This is a genomic window from Acidisoma sp. S159 (genome assembly GCF_009766125.1).
Taxonomy (GTDB): domain Bacteria; phylum Pseudomonadota; class Alphaproteobacteria; order Acetobacterales; family Acetobacteraceae; genus Acidisoma.
Window position 1 is genome coordinate 35,454 of the sequence record NZ_LMUG01000017.1, and the last position, 19,984, is coordinate 55,437.

Sequence of the window (19,984 nt, forward strand, 5' to 3'; positions counted from 1 at the left end):
TAACTGAGTTTCTGGGCCACCGTCAAGGTCCTCTCGGTTACTAAAATTAAATGTTGAGACCGGTCTCAATCGATGGCAAGGTTAGATGTAGACAGACCTCAACCAGAGCCAGAATGGAGTCGTGACGATGAAGCAATGCTCCCGAAGGTTTTTCGGCGCTGCCGCGTTCGCTGCCGTCACGGCACTCTACTGTGGCGGTAGCCCTGCTCAAGCCGCTCCGCCGAGCGGCAATCCCTACCACCTTATCGACCGGTCGGTGATCAGCGTGGGCACCGTGGGTGACGCGAAGCCCTACGCCTTCATCGATGCGAGCGGAAATTTCACCGGCTTCGACGTGGAGTTATTCCGAGACGTCGCGCAGCGGATAGGCTTCGACAGCGCGCACGTTACCTTTACCGGCCAGGACTTCTCGGCGTTGATCCCATCGATCGCAAACGAACGCTTCGACGTGGCCGCTGCCGCCATCGGCGCGACGGCCGCACGCGAGAAAACGGTCGATTTTTCAGACGGCTATCTCGCAGGCTTCCTCTCAGTGATCACAGCCGAAAACGGCATAAAGGTTCCTGCGGATCTCGACGGTAAGAGGCTCGGCATTCTACAAGGCTCGCTGCAGGAGATTTATGCGAAGGCCCATTTCAAGAAGGCTAACCTGGTCGAGTTTCCCGATAATAACTCGGCCATTTCGGCTCTGAATAATGGCACGATTGATGCGCATTTCCTGGATTACGAGCAGGCGAAGCAGACGGCACAGCGCTACAAGCTTCGGATTGCGATAAATGTCCCGTCCTTCGACGCGCCCGCAGGCTTCGTTGTAATGAAAGGTAACAATGCCTTTCGCCAGGCGATCAATAAGGCTCTGCATGCGTCAATGCAGGACGGTACTTGGGAAAAACTCTTCGTCAAGTGGTTCCCGGGCTCGCCGCTGACACCGCAATATCTGCCCCACCACTGACGCCAGACGCGACAGATGGGTTGGTTAGACACGCTGCAACAGACTTTCCTCGACTGGCCGTCGATGCTGGCGGTTCTACCCAACATGATTACGGTCGGGCTGAAGAACACCTTGATCCTAGCGGTCTGCTCGACCGCAATCGGCGCCGTCATTGGCCTTGTCCTGGCGGTAATGGGGGTCTCCCGCTCGCCTTGGATCAAGGTCCCGGCACGAGTTTATACGGACATTTTCCGTGGCTTGCCTGCAATCGTGACAATCCTCCTCATCGGCCAGGGATTCGCGAGACTGGGACGAATGCTATTCGGGCCGTCACCCTTTCCGCTCGGCATTCTGGCACTGAGTCTTATTGCCGGTGCTTACATCGGGGAAATCTTCCGTTCTGGTATTCAAAGTGTCGAACGCGGTCAGCTTGAGGCCTGTCGTGCGCTTGGGATGAGCTACCCAAAAAGCATGCGCCTTATTGTCATCCCGCAAGGGGTGAGGCGGGTCTTGCCGGCGCTGGTCAATCAATTCATTGGCAACATTAAAGATTCCAGCCTTGTCTACTTTCTAGGCCTCCTCGCGTCCGAACGTGAATTATTCCGGGTAGGGCAGGATGAGGCCGTGGTCAGCGGCAATCTTTCCCCGCTGCTACTGGCTGGTATCTTCTATCTGCTCATCACGGTGCCCCTGACCCATGCCGTCAACTTTCTCGACAATCGGCTGCGGACCGGACGGCGACCAACCGATGTCGTCAGCGGTCTACAAGAAGTGACCGAGACGGAGGACGCGAAAGTCATTTCGGGGCGCGACAGCGCGCGAAGGCCAGCGGTTGATAGACGGGACAGCGACCAAGTCTTTGGGCGGCTGGAGGCAATTGGGCTGGAGATGGCCTACGGCCCACTTCAAGTTCTGCATGGCATTGATCTCTCGGTCGAACCGGGAACCGTAACCTGCATCATCGGGCCCTCAGGATCTGGCAAATCTACCTTGTTGCGTTGCCTCAATCGCCTCGTCGAACCATGCGGAGGCGACATCCGGCTCGACGGCGAAAGCATGCTAACAGTGAGGCCAGACGTGTTGAGAAGACGCGTCGGCATGGTGTTCCAGCATTTCAACCTTTTTCCAGACCACACGGCACGCGCCAATATCGCACTTTCGCTGCGGAAGGTGCAGGGAAAGAGTAAGGCCGAGGCATTCTCTATCGCAGATTCTCGCTTGGCGGATGTAGGACTTTCTGCTCGTGCCGATCATCGACCGATCAACCTGTCCGGTGGCCAACAGCAGCGCGTGGCAATCGCGCGGGCGCTCGCGCTTGAGCCGGAACTCATGTTGTTCGATGAAGTGACTAGCGCGCTCGATCCCGAATTGGTCAAGGGCGTGCTCACCCTCATGGCCGAACTCGGCCGCCGCGGCATGACGATGATCGTAGTAACGCACGAGATGAACTTCGCCAGGAAGGTCGCCGATCAGGTGGTCTTCATGGACGAGGGAAGGGTGGTAGAAGCCGGCCCCCCGGAAGAGATCTTCGGCAACCCCAGAAGCCCCCGACTGCAACGATTCCTGTCAGAGGTTCTGTAGCGCGGTCTCTTCGCTCTCATCAACAATCAGCGTCCTCCGCGGCGACGACGCCGATAGGGCCACGATGCCGTCTCCCCATCGAGATTCCTAGAAGGCAAAAGCAAAATGACTGAATTATCCAAGGGTTCCAAGGTTGTCATTATTGGCGGTGGCATTTTTGGCGCGTCGTCAGCCCTGCATCTCGCACGCCTTGGAGCCGAGGTTACTCTTGTCACTGAAGGAAAGCCTGGCGATGGAGCCTCGAGTCGGTCTCTCTCCTGGTTGAACTCATCTCGTATGCGTTCAAACGAGTATCATCGTCTCCGCATGCTCGGGATCGACCGCTACCGGACCCTCTCGGCTCAGCGTCCCGGGGTGAATTGGCTGCGCTTTGACGGTGGTCTAACATGGGATGCGGATGATGAAAGCAATAAAATCGCTAAGGTCTTCGATCATGAGCGTAGCATGGGTTACGATGCCGTCCTGCTGGCGGCGGACGAAGTCGCAGGGGTAACCCCGGGAGTCGATGCTAGCGCAATCTGCAAACCCGGCGCGATATTCAATGCGGGCGAGGGATGGGTTGACCTGCCCTCGCTGATCACCGTACTGCTCGCTGAATTCGCAAGACTTGGCGGCAAGGTCATTAGCGATTGCGGACCTGCCTCGGTTGCGGTCACTGCAGGACGGGCGAGCGGCATAATAATGGCCGATGGACACCGTATCGCCGCGGATGCGGTGCTGGTTGCTACTGGCGCTGCTGTGCCGAAGATGGCGGCCGCAGTTGGAAAACGTATCCCGGATGGAACGCTGATCTCGTTGCTCGTCAAAACGAAGCCGATCGACGTTCCGCTACGCGCCGTCTTAAATGCGCCGCGCGTTGCGATCCGGCCAACGCCCTCTGGCGCTCTCGTGCTCGATTCCGCCTGGTCCGAGCGAGCCGTCAGCGCGCTTCCGGATGGCTCATACGATGTGAAGAACTGGGTCATCGAGGAACTTCTTGAGGAGGCTTCGGCGGTGCTCGTTGGGCATCCGGCACTGGAACTCGACGATATCGCGATGGGAGCAAAGCCGATACCGGAGGACGGTGTGCCGGTGCTCGGCCGGCTGGACGAGGTTCCCGGCTATTATCTCGCGTTTAGCCACAGCGGAGCGACGCTGGGTCTGATCGTGGGAGAACTCCTAGCAGGCGAAATTATGACCGGCGCACCGCACCCCCTGCTAGCGAAGTTCCGTCCCGGGCGGTTCGTCGGCTGAGCGACAGGAAAGCAGCCGATTGGTCTGGAACGGAAGATCCTCAGATCGGGTGGTTTCGTGTAATCTCCAGCTGCACACTGGCCGAGGGTCATTAAGGCAGGGGATCCGATTATTACCGTGTCTACGAGCGTTGCGGAGCATGCGGTGACAGAATAGAGCTGACCGCGATGAGAATTCCTATCGCACTACAGCTCGAAAAGTTCACCGTCTCGTCGGTAATGACTGGCGGGCCGAACAGTGGGTCGGGAGCAGCGCGTGATCCATCGAAGTGAAAACTGACGGTCAACACGCGATAAGATCCCTCTCGCGTGTTGGTGGGTGTTTGGCCTTCGAGCGCTCGGAAACCCCCTTGCTTGCGATAGGGAGATTGGGCGACCCGGCGGGTCGCCGATCGACTGACGCTTAATGCGTGGGCGGACCGACCGGTTCAGCTTGCGGCTGGTGCTGCGGCTTGAGCTGGCGAAGTTGCGCTGATGGAAGCGTCCCTAAGAACGCAGCGAGGAGGGGAGGGCGGCCGGGTGAGGCATCGCTCTACCGGCCGGCTATTCCAATCCGCTGGTGCGTTCGGGCGGGTGCCAGAAGCCACCTCAGTATTCAGCGCGTGTGCATGTCCTCAAGAGCGGCGGCAAGCTCTATGAGATCCCGCTGCAATCGTGATACTCGTGATTTGCCAAGCTTTGCGACGGCAATGGCCTGTAGTTCATTTTTCACCTCCGCACAGGCCGCGCGTATGTCGACCCCACGCTTCGTCAGGCGCACGATCTTGGCGCGTGTGTCGGTTGCGTCGGGCACCTGCTCGACATAGCCGCGTGCTTCCAGCTCGCGAACCAGCTGACTAATCGCCTGTTTGGTGATTCCGGCTCGCTGCGCCAAGGTGGTGGGTCGGGCGCCGGTCGCATCAAGTAGGGGCATGAGGCTCGCGAAGGCGGGGGTCATGTCTTTGAACCCACAACTAGCAACCTTGGCCATCATGGTGGCGGTTAAGGCACGGCTGGCGGCAGCCAAGGCCGGTGCAAAGTTGACCCCCTTTTCTTCCTTTGAGCTACTCACGAGCGCCCACGTCGTCGCCGAACCAAAAAATCATCAAGGCTCTTGACCATATCATCAAGGTGCTTTACTTTCATTAGTCAAGGTAGTTTACCAGAACGTGAAGCGCAAGCAAAGGAGATTAAATGTCAGTACCAACGATCGCGCAAAAAGGTCCATATCCCGTTCAAGTTGAAGCAGGCGCGAGCTACTACTGGTGTTCCTGTGGATTGAGCAAGACGCAGCCCTTCTGTAACGGAAGCCACGCCGGCAGCGGCCTCTCTCCGATAAAATTCGAGGCCATAGAAACCAAGACGGCGTACCTTTGTGGCTGCAAGAGCAGCAAAAGTGGCGTCTTTTGCGATGGCAGCCACACCAAGCTCTAAAGATCGTTGCGACCTGGCGACGAGGCGGCCGCGGCGGAAGCGGAACGCTGCGGGGGTCGAAGTATTGACGCAAGTCGGATCTTCACTATCCGGCTTATTTTCTTCCGGAGCGACAAGCGTCGTGGCCTGACCCCGTCGTGCGCAATCTCTCATCTATCTAATTAAACGGCCGCTGTTAGCGACGATGGAGGTCATCATGAAAACGCTTGAACAAATCACCCCGCAAGCGGCGGGGGCTCTGGCCTTCAGCCCTGACGGGGTCCTCTTCGTCGGCGACAACAAGCTCGGCGCCGTCTTCGCCTTCGAGACGGAACGGGGCCAGGCTCCAGTCTCACTTGATCCCTTCCTCTTCGAGTCGATCGACGAGAAGATCGCCGGCGTGCTGGGCGTGGCGGTGAAGAGCTTGGTGATAAATGGAATGGCCGTCCACCCCGTCACGCGCGAGCCATACCTGTCCGCCGGAGTGCGCAACGGCGATCGCCTGGAGCCTGCGGTCGTGAGCGTCTCGCTCGCCGGAGAGGTCCGGCCCTTCGATCTCTCATCGTCGAAGATGACAGTACACCGCCTGACTGACGTTCCCGACGAGGGCAAGACCTTTAGGTCGCGGGCCGGCTCTTTCCCATATCCGCCGGCGGCGGTCTTCGACGAGAAGGCGCGTACGCCGCTCCGGTCCATGACGATCGTGGATCTGAAGTTTCACAACGGCGACGTGTACGTCGCCGGCGTCTCGAACCAGGAGTTCTCCTCCACGCTGCGACGTATCCCCAATCCGTTCACCGGGGCCGCCAGCGAGACCCAACTGGAAATCTACCATCTCGCTCACGGCCTCTACGAAACGCGTGCGCCGATCCGGACCATGCAGTTCGCCACCATCGATGGCGAGGACACGCTCGTCGCCGCCTACGCTTGCAGTCCGCTCGTCACCATTCCAGTCTCCGAGCTGAAGCACGGCGCCAAGGTGAGGGGCAAGACGATCGGCGACATGGGCAACGGCCAGCCCATCAGCATGGTCGCCTTCCGTGATGGGGACGAGGACAAGCTGTTCATCACCAATCTCAGTCGCGGCCCCATGATAGTTCCGCTCTCCGGAATCCGCTCCGCTGAAGGCTACACGCCCGAGAACCGACCGACCCAGGACAAGATGCTGGACCAACACCCCAGCATGCCGGCCGGGCCGGTCGGCAAGCAGGTGCTGTTCGTCGGATCGTCGTTGCGGGCCGACCTGTTCAGCGACCGCTTCTTCGTCTCGCTGACCCGCTATGCAGATACCGGCGATCTGGCACTTGAGACCCTGATGACCAGCCCGCTTCCCGGACGGCTAGACAAGATCTGGGTAGAATTTGATTTCCCGGGCGCCCAGTTCCCGCCGAAGCAGGCGGCGTGACCGAAGGAAAGCGAGAGGGAAGCAGTGGAAACCGCGGCGGGGAAGCGCTTGACGACGATGTCGGTTCACCGACACGCCAGGCGAGCGTTCGGCCGTCCGTACACGGTCGAGCGTCATTTTGCGAGAGCCGCGAATTGAATGACTGAGATACCCATCCGCATCTCTCCCCAAGCCAAGGTGCTCCCTGCCAACACCCTGCGTTTCTATATACATTTCCCGAGGCCAGGAGAGGCGCACTTCGATCGTGAGCGACTCTGGCTGCTGAACGAGGAGGAGCAGGTGGTGCGAGACCCTTTCCTCGTCCTGTCGCAGGAGCTCTGGTCGCCTGATGGGCGTCGCCTAACGGTGCTGATGGAGCCAGGAAGGATCAAGCGCGGTCTTGGGGCGGACCCGGCTCACGAGCCGGCCCTTGTCGTCGGGCGGTCATACAGCCTTGTCGCCACGGCGCTCGGGCAGACGGCTCGCCATACCTTCCGCGTAAGCGATCCAGTTCTAGAAGCGCTCAAGGAGACCTGCTGGCGTATTGTCTCACCGACGGTGGGGAGCCTAGATCCCGCTGTTGTGCACTTCGACAGGGTTATGGACGCGGCCCTCTGCGAGAATGAGATCGGAGTCCGGACCCCTTACGGAGAGGTCGTTCATACTCGTGTTTTACTCACATCGGATGGAACAGCGGCGCAGCTTATCCCAGGCCACCGTTGGAGTGCCGGGGAACACCGCCTCGTCGTCTCTGAGCGTCTCGAAGACGTTTGTGGCAACAGGTTGGGCGAGGCTCTAGACCATGACCTGGGTGCCGTTGGACGACCGCGAGCCGGGATGATCAAATTCGCTCCGCGCGGCCGACACGTCCTCGTCTGCTTAGGCCTTGAGCTTGAAGCGGTCGGGACGCGGAGCAGCGCAAGTACCTAGCCCGAAGCTGCCTTGATCTTCTATTGAGCCTAATGTTGCGATGCAGCACGACGGGAGCTGTTCGGTGGGCGTATTTGATGCGATGAACACTCTTCTCACTATTTTTTCAGGGTTAGCTCGACAATATCGTCGAGGCCGGGAAGACCGGCGTGCAAATCGTCAAGATTATCGGCAAATTGCAAATGAGCTCTCGATGTATACCGATCACGAGCTTCGTGAACTTAGGTTAAGCCGTGTGGACATTCACGCTGTTGCTTCAGGCACCGATCGTCCACGAAGAAAGAACGATGGCGGTCTCGCGTCGGGCGTACCCGGTGACCGGGTGGCCTGAGTCGCCCATATCTGCTCAACGGTGTGAGGAGGGCCATTCCGCGTCAGACAAATGTGCCGCGGTCTGCGCCTGCGGTGGCTTAGAACGCAGGGAGCGTCCGGAGGAGGTATGTTAGCGCGGTGCGATCTTGACGCTGAGCTCCTGCCAAGAGGAGCTCAGTAGGGACGTGGTATGCAAACCATCTGACCCAGCCACGGCGGATCCACAAGTGTTGCTGTTGGGTGGCCGAGGCTACGGCTGGTTGCATACGAAAAGTAAGGGTGCCGCGGTATGATCCGGATCTGGGGCCGTTCTTCGTCTTCTAACGTAATGAAGGTTTTGTGGTTGCTGGACGAGCTCGGCTTGGACTTCGAGCGGATTGATGTGGGCGGACCATTTGGCGGAACGCACACGCCAGAATATCTGGCGATGAATCCGGCTGGTTTGGTGCCGACGTTGGAGGAAGATGCGTTCTCGTTGTTTGAGAGCAACGCGATCCTGCGCTATTTGGGCAGCGAATACGCATCTGACAGCAACTGGTATCCGGCTACATCGCGGCTGCGCGCTCATACGGATGCGTGGCTAGACCTCCAGCAAACGCTGCTGACGGGGCCGTTGAACCGGGTCTTCATCGGGCTCGTGCGGACGCCATCGGAGAAGCGCGATCCGGCAGCAATTGCGGCGGCAGCCCTCGAGACAGGACGGGTATGGACAATTGTGGAGGCGGGGCTCGCTGGCTGTGAGTTCCTGGGCGGCGCTCAACCGTCGATCGCCGATGTGGCGTTCGGGCCGTCCTTGCACCGCTGGTTTATGCTGCCAATTGATAGGCCGGAGTTGCCGATGTTGCGCGCTTGGTACGATCGATTGTTGACCCGACCGGCTTACGCGAAGCACTGCGCGCAGCCGCTTTCCCCCTGACGATGCGGATCTACGAGTAGCGTGACGAAGCAGTATTTCGCTCCACTTCGCCGCCGAGCTTGACGGCATGGCTATAACCGGCACGAGCTGAGGTCTCGGATTCCGATTCAGCATGCACTGGGACACGCTCGATGGTGCGGCCCCGCGTTGAGGTTCGAAGCCCACTGCCGCTGGCCTGCGGTGTAAAATACTAACCTGCGCTCTGGCGGCTGCGGGTTTGCGAATAAACGAGGAAGCGTAAAAAGTCGCCGCGCCGGCTGTTTCGGGCGAACTTTGCTTCTGGCACAGCGACGGAGTTATTTAGCGGTGACGTGCGACCGCGACGCCCATCGATGCCGTGATCCGATCCAGATGATTGCGCGCAAAGTCAGGCCTTTGTCGACTTCATCGTGGACGCTTTCGCGCGGTATCCGTGCCTCCCGGGGGCAAATGACGCTTCTTCTGCTGCTGGCCTTAGAGTGCATTCCAAACAGGAATAGAGATTATTACCATTCACGACCTACAGGGCTTCTCCTCGATCTCATAATCGAGGCTCTGGCGCCCGTCCCGACGACTCAGCTCGACATCAAACGCGAGAACGGCTGGAGTTGGAAATATATCTGCAATTAGATCGGCGGTCACTCCGAAGTGCTGATCGTCGGCGCCATACTGGGTCAAATGAGTCGACCGAGCCACAGGCGGTTGCGGCTACAAAGTTGCTTAGCTTGTCCGAGGGCGAGCGAACCAGGCTCAATGAGGTGCCGATGCCCGGTGAGGGCGTAAAAATGCCGCGGAGCGATCCGCTAGCTATCGCCTCTACGAGTAAGTGATGATCGACAGACTGGCCTGGAAGCGCTACTCGAGTAAGAATTCGGCGACGGCATAATGTCCGCGATCGACTTCGACTTCGACATGGAGCGACCGCCGAACCCAATAGGTGATCGCGTCAAACTCACGATATCCGGCAAATTCTTGCCGTTCAAACATACGGCGCGATTGGCAACAACATCGAGTATGGGTACAAAGAACAGTAGCGGTGAACCTTCGGTCGGGCTGGCACTCGTCGCACTAGCAAGCTTTGGGCTTTCAGTAAGGGGTCGGCCGCTTAATCAGCCGGTAGCGACCACTTCGTCGCCGGCCTCCTTCTCGTCATCGGCGAATTTCGATCCGAGCTCCTGTTCGATAAAGCTCGCAAACGCCCGCGCCTTCGTGCTGACGTTGCGCCCCGACGGGAATACGGCCCAGAGATCAATCTTCGGCAACGACCAGTCCGCTAGGACGCGTGCCACGCGCCCAGACGCAATCTCGGGCGAGAACATCCACTCCGAAGCGACCGCAAGGCCTATCCCCGAGATCACTGCCTCCCGCACGCCTTCAGCTGCCGTGAGGCGAACCCGACCCTTGAGCGTGACGGCGCTTTCGGCCGTGCCTTGGGTGAACGTCCAGACGATGCCTCCGCCGCGCCGGTCGTAAATTACCGACTGATGCGCCACGAGGTCCGCCGGCGTTACCGGAATTCCGGCTTCCTCGAGATAGCTGGGCGCACCAACGACGACACGCGGGCTGCTGCCGATCTTGCGTGCCGTTAGTGACGAATCCTGTTGGTCACCCATCCTGAGCGCAATATCGATGCCGGCCTCGACCAGATCGACGTCGCGATCGTCGAGAAACACCTCGAGGTCGAGAGCCGGATGCATCGCCATGAATTTGCGAAGCCGTGGCACGACGTGGAGCCGAGAGAAGGTGACAGCGCCGCCGATTCGCAGCCGGCCAGAGAGCGCTGCGGCCGCCCCGCGGGCCTTGACTTCCGCTTCGTCGGCCTCTTCGACCGACCGCTTGGCGTGTTCGTAGAAAGTTTCGCCAGCTTCCGTCGGTGTTAGCCCTTGGGTCGAACGCAGCAAAAGCTTCACACCAACCCGGTCCTCGAGCTGGGCGATGATCTTGGAAATCGCCGGTTGGCCGACGCGGAGCTGACGCGCCGCACCGGTGAAAGAGCCGGTATCGACGACGCGCACAAAGGCGTCCATGGCGGCCAGTCGATTCATCGTCATTCCCCGTCGGAATGAAGGATATCTCCTTATGCAGCCTCCTCTCGTCAAGTGCACATGGGCAGATACGGTTGAGACGCTCTTCGAACATCCAACCGAGGCTCCCCCGATGTCTTTGAAGTCGCGACTGGCAGCGCTGCGCAGCCAAGCCGAGAGCGACCTTCCCCCGGGCACCTTCGACCGCTTGCAGGCGGAAGCGGCGCGCCTGCGCGCTTCGGGTATGCTGCGGCGAGCACTCAGGGCAGGCGACACAGTGCCGGATTTTCGGCTGCGGGACGGGCAAGGCGCCCTGGTTCGGCTCCGCTCTCTATTGCAAGGCGGACCCGTCGCTATCTGCTTCTATCGAGGTGGCTGGTGCCAATTCTGCGCTCTCGAACTCGAAGCCCTGACCCGCGTAACTGGCGAAGTCACCGTCCTCGGAGCCTCCCTCATCGCGATCGCCCCCCAAGTCAGTAAAGTTCGACTTCTGTGCCAAATAGTGCCCACGCCGTTTCCACTGTTGGCCGATGTCGGCGCCAAGGTGGCCACGAGCTTCGGCATTGCCTTCATGCCGGCCGACGAGCTCCACAATGACTACAGGGCACTCGGCCGTCCCGACAGCGCCTGCTGTCGCACGCCGCTTCCGATCCCCGCAACCTACGTAGCCGATTCGTCCGGGCGGATTGTCTTCTCGTACCTCGATAGTGATTTCACCAAGCGGATCGAGCCGGCCGAGATCCTGATCGCGTTGCGCCGCCTGCAGTCCACGCGCGTTGCTGCCACTGCAGTTTCCGCAGCTGCCAACCCGCCGCCCTCCAGGCGACGTTCCTGAGTCCCACCCCGAACAGACGGAAGCACCGATGTACCAAGTTTATGCCTTTTCGACTCCGAACAGCGTGCGCGTGCCGATCGCGCTTGAGGAAATGGGGCTTCCATACGAGCTCAAGCCGATCAACGTGCGCAAGGGCGAACAAAAGCAGCCCGACTACCTCGCCGTTAATCCGAACGGCAAGGTCCCGGTATTGGTTGATACCGAAGGACCTGACGGCCAGCCACTGACCCTCAGCGAGTCGGGCGCCATTCTGATCTACCTCGCGGAGAAGAGCGGCAAGCTGCTGCCAAAGGACGGAGTCTACCGGGCACGGGTCTTCGAACAGATGTTCTTCCATCTGACTGGCATTGGCCCGGCGCTCGGCCAAGTCGGGTTCTTCAAGCGTCAGGCTTCTGAGCAGGTCCCGTTAGCGATCAACCGTTTCCAAGCCGAGTCCGAGCGCGTCTTCGCTGTGCTCGATGGGTTGTTGGCTAAGCGCACATTCGTCGCCGGTGACGCATTCAGCATCGCAGACATCGTGCATTTCGGCTGGTTGTGGCGTCGGGAGTTCGCTGGCATCGACTTCGACAATTCGCCGAATATTGCGCGCTGGTATGAAATGATCGCGGCACGGCCGGGCGTCCAGGCTGGTATCGCCAAAGTCACTGCCCTCGTGCCGCCGGCCTGATCGTCCAAGCCCTCGTGCCGGCGGATGTGCGGCAGCCAGCCGAAGCGGGCGGCCTCATGAGAAGCTGTCGACATGGAGGACTTCGAGAAGTTCCCGATATTAACCTCGTGATTAGCCTCGAGCCCGTCGTCGGGCGCCAGCGACGTTGCTGATCCGGCTGCGCGGGACGAACTCGCAATCACCGATCTTCGGCATGCCCCCACCTCGACGATGCTCGATGCACAGAGCATCGGCGTTTTGAAACGCGGCGGCACCAAGCTGTCGCTGATCACGCTCGGTTTCGCATCATTCCAGAGCAGAATAAACTTTAGTCTCGTCTCCGAACTACAGGCTGTCCCCTCGATCTCTTATTCTCAAGCTCTGGCGCCGATCCCGGCGCCCCGACGCCCCGCGCCGCACCAGTGACGAGCGCGTGGGATAATAGAGATCGAAGGATTCGCTTATATGAGCAGAAAACTAGAGGGCAAGGTCGCCGTCGTGACCGGGGCCAGCGCCGGCATTGGCCTCGGTATTGCCAAGGCGTTCGCCAATGAAGGTGCGCGAGTGTTCCTCACCGGCCGCCGGCAGTCAGAACTTGATAAGGCCGTGGCCGAGATCGGCAATGGCAGCGTTGGCATCCAGGGCGACGCAGGGAAGCTCGCCGATCTCGACCGCGTTTACGCGACGGTCAGGGAGAAGGCCGGCCGTATCGACGTGCTGATGCTGAACGCCGGGTTCTATGAATTCATGAAGGTCGGCGAGATCACCGAAGAGCACTTCGACAAGACCTACGCCGTCAACGTCAAGGGCCTGCTCTTCGCATTCCAGAAGGCGCTGCCGCTGCTGCCGAAGGGTGCGTCGGTGATTTTCACCGGCTCGATCGCCGGCTCGATCGGCATTCCCAACATGTCGGTCTACGCGTCGACCAAGGCAGCTGTCCGTAACCTGGCTCGCGGCTGGCTGCATGACACAAAGGAACTGGGTATCCGCATCAACGTGCTGAGCCCTGGCCATACGCTGACCCCGGGTCTTCAGTCGTTGATCCCACAAGAGGCACATGCCGGAATCATCAATATGATCCCGCTCTCGCGCCTTGGCACGCCCGAGGACCTGGGCAAGGCGGCCGTGTTCCTAGCCTCCGACGACAGCGCCTACATCACCGGCATCGAGCTTGATGTCGATGGCGGCGTCTCCCAGTACTGATCGACCCCCAAAGGGGACGGCCGGTTGGACCCGACCTGCCGTCCCAGCAACTTCTGGCCGTCCGCCGAGGCGGCCGTTCCGAGACCCCCGCCGAACCGGCGGCGGTCCCAATTTACTTCGAACAGGAACCATGCCGATGAGGCGCTTTGCCCTTCTCGTCAACCTCAAGGCCGCTGTCGGCCACGAACAAGAAGTCGCCACCTTCCTGGCCTCCGCACGAACATTAGTCGACGGGGAGCCCGGCACGATTGCCTGGTTCGCCGGTCGGCTCGACACGAAGAGCTTCATGATCTTCGACACGTTCGACGATGAGGCGGGACGGGACGCCCATCTCAACGGCCCCGTCGCTGCGGCGCTCGGCGTCATATCGAGCGACCTTCTTGCGGCTGCGCCCGAGATCCATAAGGTCGACCTCATCGCGGAGAAACTGCCGTGACGCGCGCGGCCGTTCTCATCAACGGCGCCAGGGTATCGGCGAGCGCTGCCCGATCGGCTGACAAATCGAGGCGCACGGGTCATCTGTCTCGCACGCGGCCGTTCGGACCATTTCCCGGGCGAGCTCGTCAAGGTCGACCGCGTTAAAGCGGAGTTAGATCTGACTTATTTCAGCAACCGTACGCTGGGAGTGAGCTTGTCGATCCTCGTAGCCTTTGTCGCATCGATCACGCCTGCCAACGCGCGTGGCTGCTTTTATACCGGCTCTGCGGGCATGGACCTACAGCCGGACGTTCACGCCCTCGGACAATGGCGGTGGCAACTTCGGACGAACGATCACCGCGACCCGCCCGAATGGCGCGACAGCGACGAGCTCGTTCAACCGAAGGGTAACCAATTGGACGATAACCGATAGCCGAGCCATCACCGGGTTCAACGGTGCGACCTCAACCGGCACAGTGGCGAAAACCGGCCCAAACGGGCATAGCGTCACAGAGACGCGTCCGCGAGCAAAAACTAGACACCTCGTGCTGGGCGGGAAGGTCAGCACCTTCGAGACTTGCTCGCCTATTTGCACGTCCCCTGGCCGACGTTCATTTGGGGGCTTGCTCGGCCTGAAGCCCGCGCTCGACGGCGACGAGAGCCGTCACACGGCAATCGCCGACACCGGAACACGTCCCTCAGCGCTGGAAAAAACGCCCGCAAGCTACATTGCCGCGTACGCACCCGATGCGGGCGCCCACGCCCCAGCAGCGCGAAATGGCTACGCGCGCACACGCGCATACGGTCGAGATAGTCAGCAGCCATGCCGGTATCTTATCCCATCCGAGCCAGGTCGCCGCGTTCATCGAGCACTCCGCCGCTGCGCCCCATTAGTGCGCGGATGGACGGCAGGTAAAAGAGGTAAGAATTTCATAGGCGGGCATGCCCTCGACCGGCCGCGAGTTACAATACTTGCGAGCACGACGAAAATCCGGTCGGAACAATGTCCGAAGGCCCTCTGTGCTCGCCGGGCATTTGAGGTTGGATGCTCCAGCCCGGCGGACCAGGTTTATCAAAACTTCATACTGATTACCGCACCCGTCCTCACTAGATCGATATAGTCGTTGAGTTGGTCGAACCTGATGGTTGTTATCGTATGGCGGATGCGGCCTGAACGGCTAATGCGATGAATTCACTAAGTTTCGGTCCAAGATCATCTTGAGTCTTGAGAGACGATTATGATTCGATAGCGGCTGCCCCGATTCGCTGGAGCCCCCCGATGTGGATTGTCGAGAACCGCGCTCGCTATAACTGGAGCAAACTGCGCTACCCGAGCGACCTAACAGATGAGGAATGGGCTCTGGGCAAGACGGAGATCCCGCGGGCCAAGCGTGGCGGGCAACAAGCGGATTGTGAATGTGCGCGATGTGACGAACGGCCTGATGTATGTGCTGAGCACTGGCTGTCAGTGGCGCGCGATTCCGAAGGACCCGCCGCCGCGCAGCACGGTGGATCACTCACATGAGGAGTTTCCGGTCAAGAAGTCTTACCAAGGCGACATTGGTCAGTCTCCTATGGTGTTTCAAATCGGCACCTAAGTTCTGAGCGCATTCGATATGACGCTGCCCGTTCCGAGCACGATCAAGCTCACATCCGGTCGCCGCTCCAACGGCTACACCAATATCTCGCTTGCGGCGGGCAAGGCTCGAGAGAACGAGACCATTCTACTTATCGGCTGTTCAAGCCATATGTTCATCGGTTCGTCCAGTTGGATCCGCCAGGACTGATCAGGTTCTAAAAGATTGCGAAATTTGGTTCACGCCTATCGTCAGGCGGTCTTCATCACAACCCTATCGATTACGACACCAGCGGTCACATATTTCCAAAGTGCGACCAGCAGCTTTCGCGCCATTGCCAATCGTTGTTTTCTTAAGATGGCCGCCGCTGCGCGTGACCCGTTCCTTGAACCAGTGGCTGAGCGCTGACTCTGGCTGATGACGAAGCCAGAGCCAGGCGAGCTGGAGCAATGTTGTTCGTAGTCTGGGATTGCCGGCCTTCGATACGCCCCGTTCCCGATCGATCGATCCGCTCTGCCAAGGCGTTGGAGCCAGGCCCGCATAAGCCGCAACTTGTCACCGGTTGTCGAAATGTCGGAACGGCCCCTCCAACCACAGGACAGCGGCGAATTCAGACCCGATGCCCTTGATGTCGAGCACACCATCGCCGCCGGCGTAGCGGCGCGTTCAGCGTCAAGCAAGGTATCCCGCTCGACCTCCACCATTTTGATCTGCGCGAGCAGTAGTTGCAGGCGATCGAGTTCGCGGGTTGCGGCAGTGATAAGGGAACGGACTGAAGGCGGGAATGTTGAACCTTCGTTGCATAGGCTTGACGTTGGCCCAGGCGCCACGGTCCGTCAAAGTCCCCGAAGAGCGTCACTGTCGTAGGCCCGATCAGCCAGAAGGATTTGACCCGCGCCGATGGTGTCCAGCATGTCACGCGCGCTCGTGCCGTCATGGGCTTGGCCTTCGGTCAGCTTGAGGGCAATGGCATTGCCGTTGGCATCGACGAGAGCGTGGATCTTTGTCGTCAGTCCGCCGCGCGAGCGCCCCATGCATCGGGATGGAGTGTCGTGACCTTCGTCGGTTTCCGGCGGGCCCCCTTTTTGACGTTCGCCGCATGCTGATGGACCCGGATCGAGGAAGAATCGATCATTTGAAGATCACCGTCAAAGGCTCGCGAGACAGCCTCGAAGACCTTGTCCCAAACACCCACCTTCCGCCAGCGGACGAAGCGGTTGTAGCAGGTCGTGGGAGGACCATACCGCTCTGGGATATCTGCCCACGGTGAACCCGTGCGCAGCCGCCAATAGATGGCATTCAAGACACGGCGGTCATCGGCGCGTCGTACGCCACGAGGCTTATTCGGAAGCAGTGGTTCAAGATCGACCACTCAAAGTCCGTCAGCTCATATCGGCGCGGGGTCATGTTCGCTCCCTACTACAAGCAGCTTGAATCAGACTTCCTTGCCAGCGGAATTCCGTTTATGAGTTCGAGACCTAATTGTTTAGTCCCGCATTGTGATGGTGCGGGCTGGTTTTGAAGCGCTCGAGCTGGATCGTCCATCGCTGACAGATGAATTCGCAGGCGTTTGAGCTTCGCGGTCGCGATTGCCGGTCGCAGGGACCCCGGGCTCCTTGATCGCGCGGCCACTCCCCATCCGGTTTGACACACGACGGCAATGCACCTGCTTCAATCGGATGTAGATGTATGACTACGTCTCGCCGGGATGCCCGAATAGCCGGACCAGGCAGCACGAGAACACCGCGGCGTCGCCTGCTCTAGGTTTAGGCGATGGCGCGGGCGCATGATGCGAGCGACAATCGGTGACATGGAAGATGTGCAGTCGCCGATAGCCGAACCGGCGCCGCTCCATGGCCAGTGCCCGCAGACACTCTCGGGGCGCCGCGTCGTTCAACCTCGGCACTCCCGGCGCCAGCGACCTGGAGTCGATCCCACCGACGAAGAGAATACTCGAGTAAAATGCGCTTGGTCAGCGAAGCCGCAATTCAAGGCAATTTCGGCGATTTGCATCCCAGTCTGCAGAAGTAATTCTTTCGCTAAATCGACCCTTAGGCTCATTAGCCAACGATGTGGCGGCAATCCTGTGCTACGTGCGAAGGCGCGGCTAAAGTGGCCTGGGGACAGCCTGCATTCGGCGGCGACTTCCGAATACCGCATCGCGCCATTTAAATTTCCTCTGATGAGCTCCTTCGCCCTTCGTAGCTGCCAGGGCGCCAGACCGCCGGACGTGGCGATTTTGCCAGCGACTGTAGCGCCGTATTGGCCCGTTAGATGAGCGAGCAAACCGTAAGCGATGTGATCGACAAATAGCTCGTTAACTTCATGTTGGCGCTCCATAGCTGGCAGTAAGCTTGCAGCTAGGCCGGCGATCGTAGGATCGGATACCGTAGACCCGAAACTGACCATTAAACGGTCGATCGACCTTTTGTCGGTCTCACGACTGACCTCGTTCAGAGTATCTCTGTGAATGTAGAAATTTAAGCTATCTATCGGCTCGCAAATGGCAAACCTGATCTCGTCTGTTAAGTCATAGAAGGCTGAACTGTTCTTTGGACGTTCCTCGTCAGGTTGAAGCCGCCCGCCGATCCACGCCCGCGACTGCGTCACGTCGCGCAGCCTGACAGTAAGTGAATATGCGTTCTCGGTCGGTGTCGGTGCGGTAACGTCGCAACGAGGTAACTTACAATCAATTCTAGTGACGGCGAAGATAGAGTTGCGAATCTCTCGAACAATCGTGGGAGGAGGCTCGGAGATGCCAAAGCGGCGGGTAACCGCAGCACCGTAGTAAGCATTGCGGCCGGAGACTGGTTTTGGCGCGGCGATGCTTAGGCCGGTTTTGTATCGAGATTCACAAGCGGTTCTCATTGCAGAACTGCCGCCAGCGTCACCAACATACCCGCCGCACATAATCATATTTCCCAGATCGTCTATCGTGTATGCCAAGCCTCTTAACCGGCCCGTGAATGAAAGGCTTTGCGATAGATGAGGTCAATGAGACTATGGTCTACGTGAGATTGACGACGTCGATGGTTGGCGCAGATGTTCGAGATTTTGCATCGAGACGTGGAATATCATTCGTCGAGCAGGAACGGAGTGTAGAATACTGCGGCTCAAGCAGATGTCCTTGAAGTGCCACTAGTGGCGGAACGCAACGGCCGGCGCAGAGATGGGGGTTAGCTTAGAAGAAGTGTAGCGGTCTAAGCGTTTTTCGCCATCGAACAGTTTGCGCAGAACTATCGCTGAGTTTGTCTCGCGGATAGTCGCACTGCAGTCACCCAGGTACTTCAAGTTTGGCCGCGAGCTTGACCAGATCAGCGAGAGAAGCGGCCTCCATCTTCCGCATGAGACGACCGCGATGCGCCTTGACCGTAATTTCGCTTATGCCAAGTTTGCCAGCGACTTGTTTGTTCATGAGCCCGGAAACGACCAACGCCATGACCTCGCGCTCGCGGCGGCTGAGGAGGTCGTAGCGACACCGCGAGGACTGCATATCCGCCGCCGTCTCCTGCCGGTTGGCGCTGCGCTCCAGAGCGCCGCGGATTGCGGACAGAAGCGCCTCGTCCCCGAAAGGTTTTGTCAGAAACTCGACAGCGCCTGCCTTCATCGCGCGCACACTCATTGGAACATCGCCATATCCCGTTATGAATATGATTGGCATGTCCGCCCGCTCGCCAGCGATCATCTGTTGAAGATCGAGACCATTCAGATCCGGCAAAGACACATCAAGGACAAGGCAGTTGGGAGACGCGGCAGGCGGCGAAGCAAGGAAATCGGATGCGGAAGCGAATGCGGATGGCTGCCAGCCTGCTTCGAGGATTAGGCCTTCCAGCGATTCCCGCACCGAGATATCGTCGTCAACAATGTAAACGACCGAGTCGGCGCTTCGCATTGACAAATGATCCGTCTTATTTTCTGTCACGACAAGTTCACCCATACTCCTCGCTAATCTTTGCACGCAAGGAGATTGAACTATTTTGGCTTCAGCGCTGTTTCCAGAGCCGTCAGCAGCGCGGTATCGCTAAACGGCTTGAGGAGGCACGCGACGGCGCCGCGTTCGCGGACCGTCAGACGGATTACCTCTTCACCGTGTGCCGTAATAAACACGATCGGCACATTCCGCTTTCGCTGGATCAGCTCGCTCTGGAGATCGAAGCCGGACATCCCCGGCATTGCATAATCAAGAACCAAACACGCGGCTTGCCTTAGCCGGTCCGACGTCAGGAATGACTCGGCGGAAGAGAACGCTTGGGCATCGTAGCCGAGTTCCCGCAGGAGGTCCGGCAGAGACTCCCTTACGGACTCGTCGTCATCGACCACCGCAACATAAGGCCGTTTCGGCAACGTTATTCCACTCCGCCAGTGCAATGAGATTGGGCTGGAGCGAACGACGTGCACGCGATCCTCCCATACACAATTCGGGAACGAAAAAGCAGCCTCAAGGTGTCAGTCAAAGCGTCGAGGCTTCCGCGGTGTACGAGAATTCGAGCCATAAGCATTCCGGTCTTGGGTATCGGGAGCCATCTCTGCCAAAGCGTGTTCAATCAAATCGCGACGGTTCCCGGAGGAGACGGTTTGCGCCTCCGGTCCAAACTCCTCTTGCTGTTCGACAATGCCCCAGATGG

17 protein-coding genes and 4 pseudogenes are annotated in these 19,984 nt (G+C 59.3%); 13 read left to right on the top strand and 8 right to left on the bottom strand.

The window, feature by feature from the left end; genetic code table 11:
* The first annotated feature begins 127 nt into the window (after nt 1–127).
* From GSQ92_RS06980 to GSQ92_RS06990, 4 genes and pseudogenes are all read left to right on the top strand, one after another.
* Nucleotides 128–952: an ABC transporter substrate-binding protein gene (locus GSQ92_RS06980; protein WP_158801652.1), complete on the top strand. Its 825-nt coding sequence runs from the start codon at nt 128–130 to the stop codon at nt 950–952.
* 84 nt (nt 953–1,036) lie between these two features.
* Nucleotides 1,037–1,648: pseudogene (locus tag GSQ92_RS32095) on the top strand (amino acid ABC transporter permease); the annotation flags it as partial.
* A 171-nt stretch (nt 1,649–1,819) separates the two neighbouring features.
* Nucleotides 1,820–2,512 carry an amino acid ABC transporter ATP-binding protein gene (locus GSQ92_RS32100; RefSeq protein ID WP_216849927.1) on the top strand — a complete coding sequence of 231 codons (693 nt, stop codon included), beginning with the start codon at nt 1,820–1,822 and terminating at the stop codon, nt 2,510–2,512.
* Nucleotides 2,513–2,617: 105 nt separating this feature from the next.
* Nucleotides 2,618–3,745, top strand: a complete 1,128-nt coding sequence (locus GSQ92_RS06990) for an FAD-binding oxidoreductase (protein WP_159013245.1) — start codon at nt 2,618–2,620, stop codon at nt 3,743–3,745.
* Nucleotides 3,746–4,339: 594 nt separating this feature from the next.
* Here the strand turns inward: GSQ92_RS06990 and GSQ92_RS06995 are convergent.
* Nucleotides 4,340–4,795, bottom strand: a complete 456-nt coding sequence (locus GSQ92_RS06995; protein WP_158801624.1) for a MarR family winged helix-turn-helix transcriptional regulator — start codon at nt 4,793–4,795, stop codon at nt 4,340–4,342.
* Between the two features lie 122 nt (nt 4,796–4,917).
* Here GSQ92_RS06995 and GSQ92_RS07000 point away from each other — a divergent pair, with 122 nt between their 5' ends.
* The 3 genes from GSQ92_RS07000 (at nt 4,918) to GSQ92_RS07010 (ending at nt 8,678) form a co-directional block, all read left to right on the top strand.
* A complete protein-coding gene (locus GSQ92_RS07000; protein WP_158801623.1) occupies nt 4,918–5,157 on the top strand; it encodes a CDGSH iron-sulfur domain-containing protein in 240 nt (79 codons plus the stop codon).
* 196 nt (nt 5,158–5,353) lie between these two features.
* Nucleotides 5,354–6,541, top strand: coding sequence for a hypothetical protein (locus GSQ92_RS07005; protein WP_158801622.1), 1,188 nt, complete (start codon nt 5,354–5,356; stop codon nt 6,539–6,541).
* Nucleotides 6,542–8,051: 1,510 nt separating this feature from the next.
* Nucleotides 8,052–8,678 (top strand): glutathione S-transferase family protein, encoded by a 627-nt coding sequence (locus tag GSQ92_RS07010; protein WP_158801621.1) that lies wholly within the window; start codon nt 8,052–8,054, stop codon nt 8,676–8,678.
* A 1,088-nt stretch (nt 8,679–9,766) separates the two neighbouring features.
* Here GSQ92_RS07010 and GSQ92_RS07020 read toward each other — a convergent pair.
* On the bottom strand, nt 9,767–10,702 hold the full coding sequence (locus tag GSQ92_RS07020) for a LysR family transcriptional regulator (protein WP_158801620.1): 936 nt from the start codon (nt 10,700–10,702) through the stop codon (nt 9,767–9,769).
* A gap of 112 nt (nt 10,703–10,814) precedes the next feature.
* On the opposite strand from GSQ92_RS07020, the gene GSQ92_RS07025 reads away from it, so the two are divergent.
* The 4 genes from GSQ92_RS07025 (at nt 10,815) to GSQ92_RS07040 (ending at nt 13,801) form a co-directional block, all read left to right on the top strand.
* On the top strand, nt 10,815–11,516 hold the full coding sequence (locus tag GSQ92_RS07025; RefSeq protein WP_158801619.1) for a peroxiredoxin-like family protein: 702 nt from the start codon (nt 10,815–10,817) through the stop codon (nt 11,514–11,516).
* A 28-nt stretch (nt 11,517–11,544) separates the two neighbouring features.
* The gene (locus GSQ92_RS07030; protein WP_158801651.1) at nt 11,545–12,183 is read left to right on the top strand and encodes a glutathione S-transferase family protein; all 639 of its coding nucleotides are present in this window, start codon (nt 11,545–11,547) and stop codon (nt 12,181–12,183) included.
* 444 nt (nt 12,184–12,627) lie between these two features.
* Nucleotides 12,628–13,365: an SDR family NAD(P)-dependent oxidoreductase gene (locus tag GSQ92_RS07035; protein ID WP_158801618.1), complete on the top strand. Its 738-nt coding sequence runs from the start codon at nt 12,628–12,630 to the stop codon at nt 13,363–13,365.
* Between the two features lie 136 nt (nt 13,366–13,501).
* A complete protein-coding gene (locus GSQ92_RS07040) occupies nt 13,502–13,801 on the top strand; it encodes a putative quinol monooxygenase (RefSeq protein ID WP_158801617.1) in 300 nt (99 codons plus the stop codon).
* A gap of 279 nt (nt 13,802–14,080) precedes the next feature.
* Here the strand turns inward: GSQ92_RS07040 and GSQ92_RS07045 are convergent, their stop codons facing one another.
* Nucleotides 14,081–14,293: a hypothetical protein gene (locus GSQ92_RS07045; protein WP_158801616.1), complete on the bottom strand. Its 213-nt coding sequence runs from the start codon at nt 14,291–14,293 to the stop codon at nt 14,081–14,083.
* 768 nt (nt 14,294–15,061) lie between these two features.
* Here GSQ92_RS07045 and GSQ92_RS07050 point away from each other — a divergent pair.
* Together GSQ92_RS07050 and GSQ92_RS07055 are read left to right on the top strand one after the other, a co-directional pair.
* Nucleotides 15,062–15,293 (top strand): annotated as a pseudogene (locus tag GSQ92_RS07050) (transposase); the annotation flags it as partial.
* Between the two features lie 105 nt (nt 15,294–15,398).
* Nucleotides 15,399–15,569 (top strand): hypothetical protein, encoded by a 171-nt coding sequence (locus GSQ92_RS07055; RefSeq protein WP_159013246.1) that lies wholly within the window; start codon nt 15,399–15,401, stop codon nt 15,567–15,569.
* A 41-nt stretch (nt 15,570–15,610) separates the two neighbouring features.
* Here GSQ92_RS07055 and GSQ92_RS30820 read toward each other — a convergent pair.
* From GSQ92_RS30820 to GSQ92_RS07090, 5 genes and pseudogenes are all read right to left on the bottom strand, one after another.
* Nucleotides 15,611–16,108, bottom strand: a pseudogene (locus GSQ92_RS30820) (transposase); the annotation flags it as partial.
* A 10-nt stretch (nt 16,109–16,118) separates the two neighbouring features.
* Nucleotides 16,119–16,766 (bottom strand): annotated as a pseudogene (locus GSQ92_RS30825) (IS5 family transposase); the annotation flags it as partial.
* Between the two features lie 486 nt (nt 16,767–17,252).
* Entirely contained in the window at nt 17,253–18,275 is a 1,023-nt protein-coding gene (locus GSQ92_RS31625) for a helix-turn-helix domain-containing protein (protein WP_371418542.1), read from the bottom strand.
* Between the two features lie 358 nt (nt 18,276–18,633).
* A complete protein-coding gene (locus GSQ92_RS07085; protein ID WP_216849921.1) occupies nt 18,634–19,251 on the bottom strand; it encodes a response regulator transcription factor in 618 nt (205 codons plus the stop codon).
* Nucleotides 19,252–19,331: 80 nt separating this feature from the next.
* Nucleotides 19,332–19,703, bottom strand: coding sequence for a response regulator transcription factor (locus GSQ92_RS07090; RefSeq protein WP_216849920.1), 372 nt, complete (start codon nt 19,701–19,703; stop codon nt 19,332–19,334).
* Between the last annotated feature and the right edge of the window lie 281 nt (nt 19,704–19,984).

Coding starts and splice junctions, on each gene's coding strand:
- GSQ92_RS06980 (WP_158801652.1), top strand. CDS start 128: ATGAAGCAATGCTCCCGAAGGTTTTTCGGCGCTGCCGCGTTCGCTGCC.
- GSQ92_RS32100 (WP_216849927.1), top strand. CDS start 1,820: ATGGCCTACGGCCCACTTCAAGTTCTGCATGGCATTGATCTCTCGGTC.
- GSQ92_RS06990 (WP_159013245.1), top strand. CDS start 2,618: ATGACTGAATTATCCAAGGGTTCCAAGGTTGTCATTATTGGCGGTGGC.
- GSQ92_RS07000 (WP_158801623.1), top strand. CDS start 4,918: ATGTCAGTACCAACGATCGCGCAAAAAGGTCCATATCCCGTTCAAGTT.
- GSQ92_RS07005 (WP_158801622.1), top strand. CDS start 5,354: ATGAAAACGCTTGAACAAATCACCCCGCAAGCGGCGGGGGCTCTGGCC.
- GSQ92_RS07010 (WP_158801621.1), top strand. CDS start 8,052: ATGATCCGGATCTGGGGCCGTTCTTCGTCTTCTAACGTAATGAAGGTT.
- GSQ92_RS07020 (WP_158801620.1), bottom strand. CDS start 10,702: ATGAATCGACTGGCCGCCATGGACGCCTTTGTGCGCGTCGTCGATACC.
- GSQ92_RS07025 (WP_158801619.1), top strand. CDS start 10,815: ATGTCTTTGAAGTCGCGACTGGCAGCGCTGCGCAGCCAAGCCGAGAGC.
- GSQ92_RS07030 (WP_158801651.1), top strand. CDS start 11,545: ATGTACCAAGTTTATGCCTTTTCGACTCCGAACAGCGTGCGCGTGCCG.
- GSQ92_RS07035 (WP_158801618.1), top strand. CDS start 12,628: ATGAGCAGAAAACTAGAGGGCAAGGTCGCCGTCGTGACCGGGGCCAGC.
- GSQ92_RS07040 (WP_158801617.1), top strand. CDS start 13,502: ATGAGGCGCTTTGCCCTTCTCGTCAACCTCAAGGCCGCTGTCGGCCAC.
- GSQ92_RS07055 (WP_159013246.1), top strand. CDS start 15,399: ATGACGCTGCCCGTTCCGAGCACGATCAAGCTCACATCCGGTCGCCGC.
- GSQ92_RS31625 (WP_371418542.1), bottom strand. CDS start 18,275: ATGATTATGTGCGGCGGGTATGTTGGTGACGCTGGCGGCAGTTCTGCA.
- GSQ92_RS07085 (WP_216849921.1), bottom strand. CDS start 19,251: ATGCGAAGCGCCGACTCGGTCGTTTACATTGTTGACGACGATATCTCG.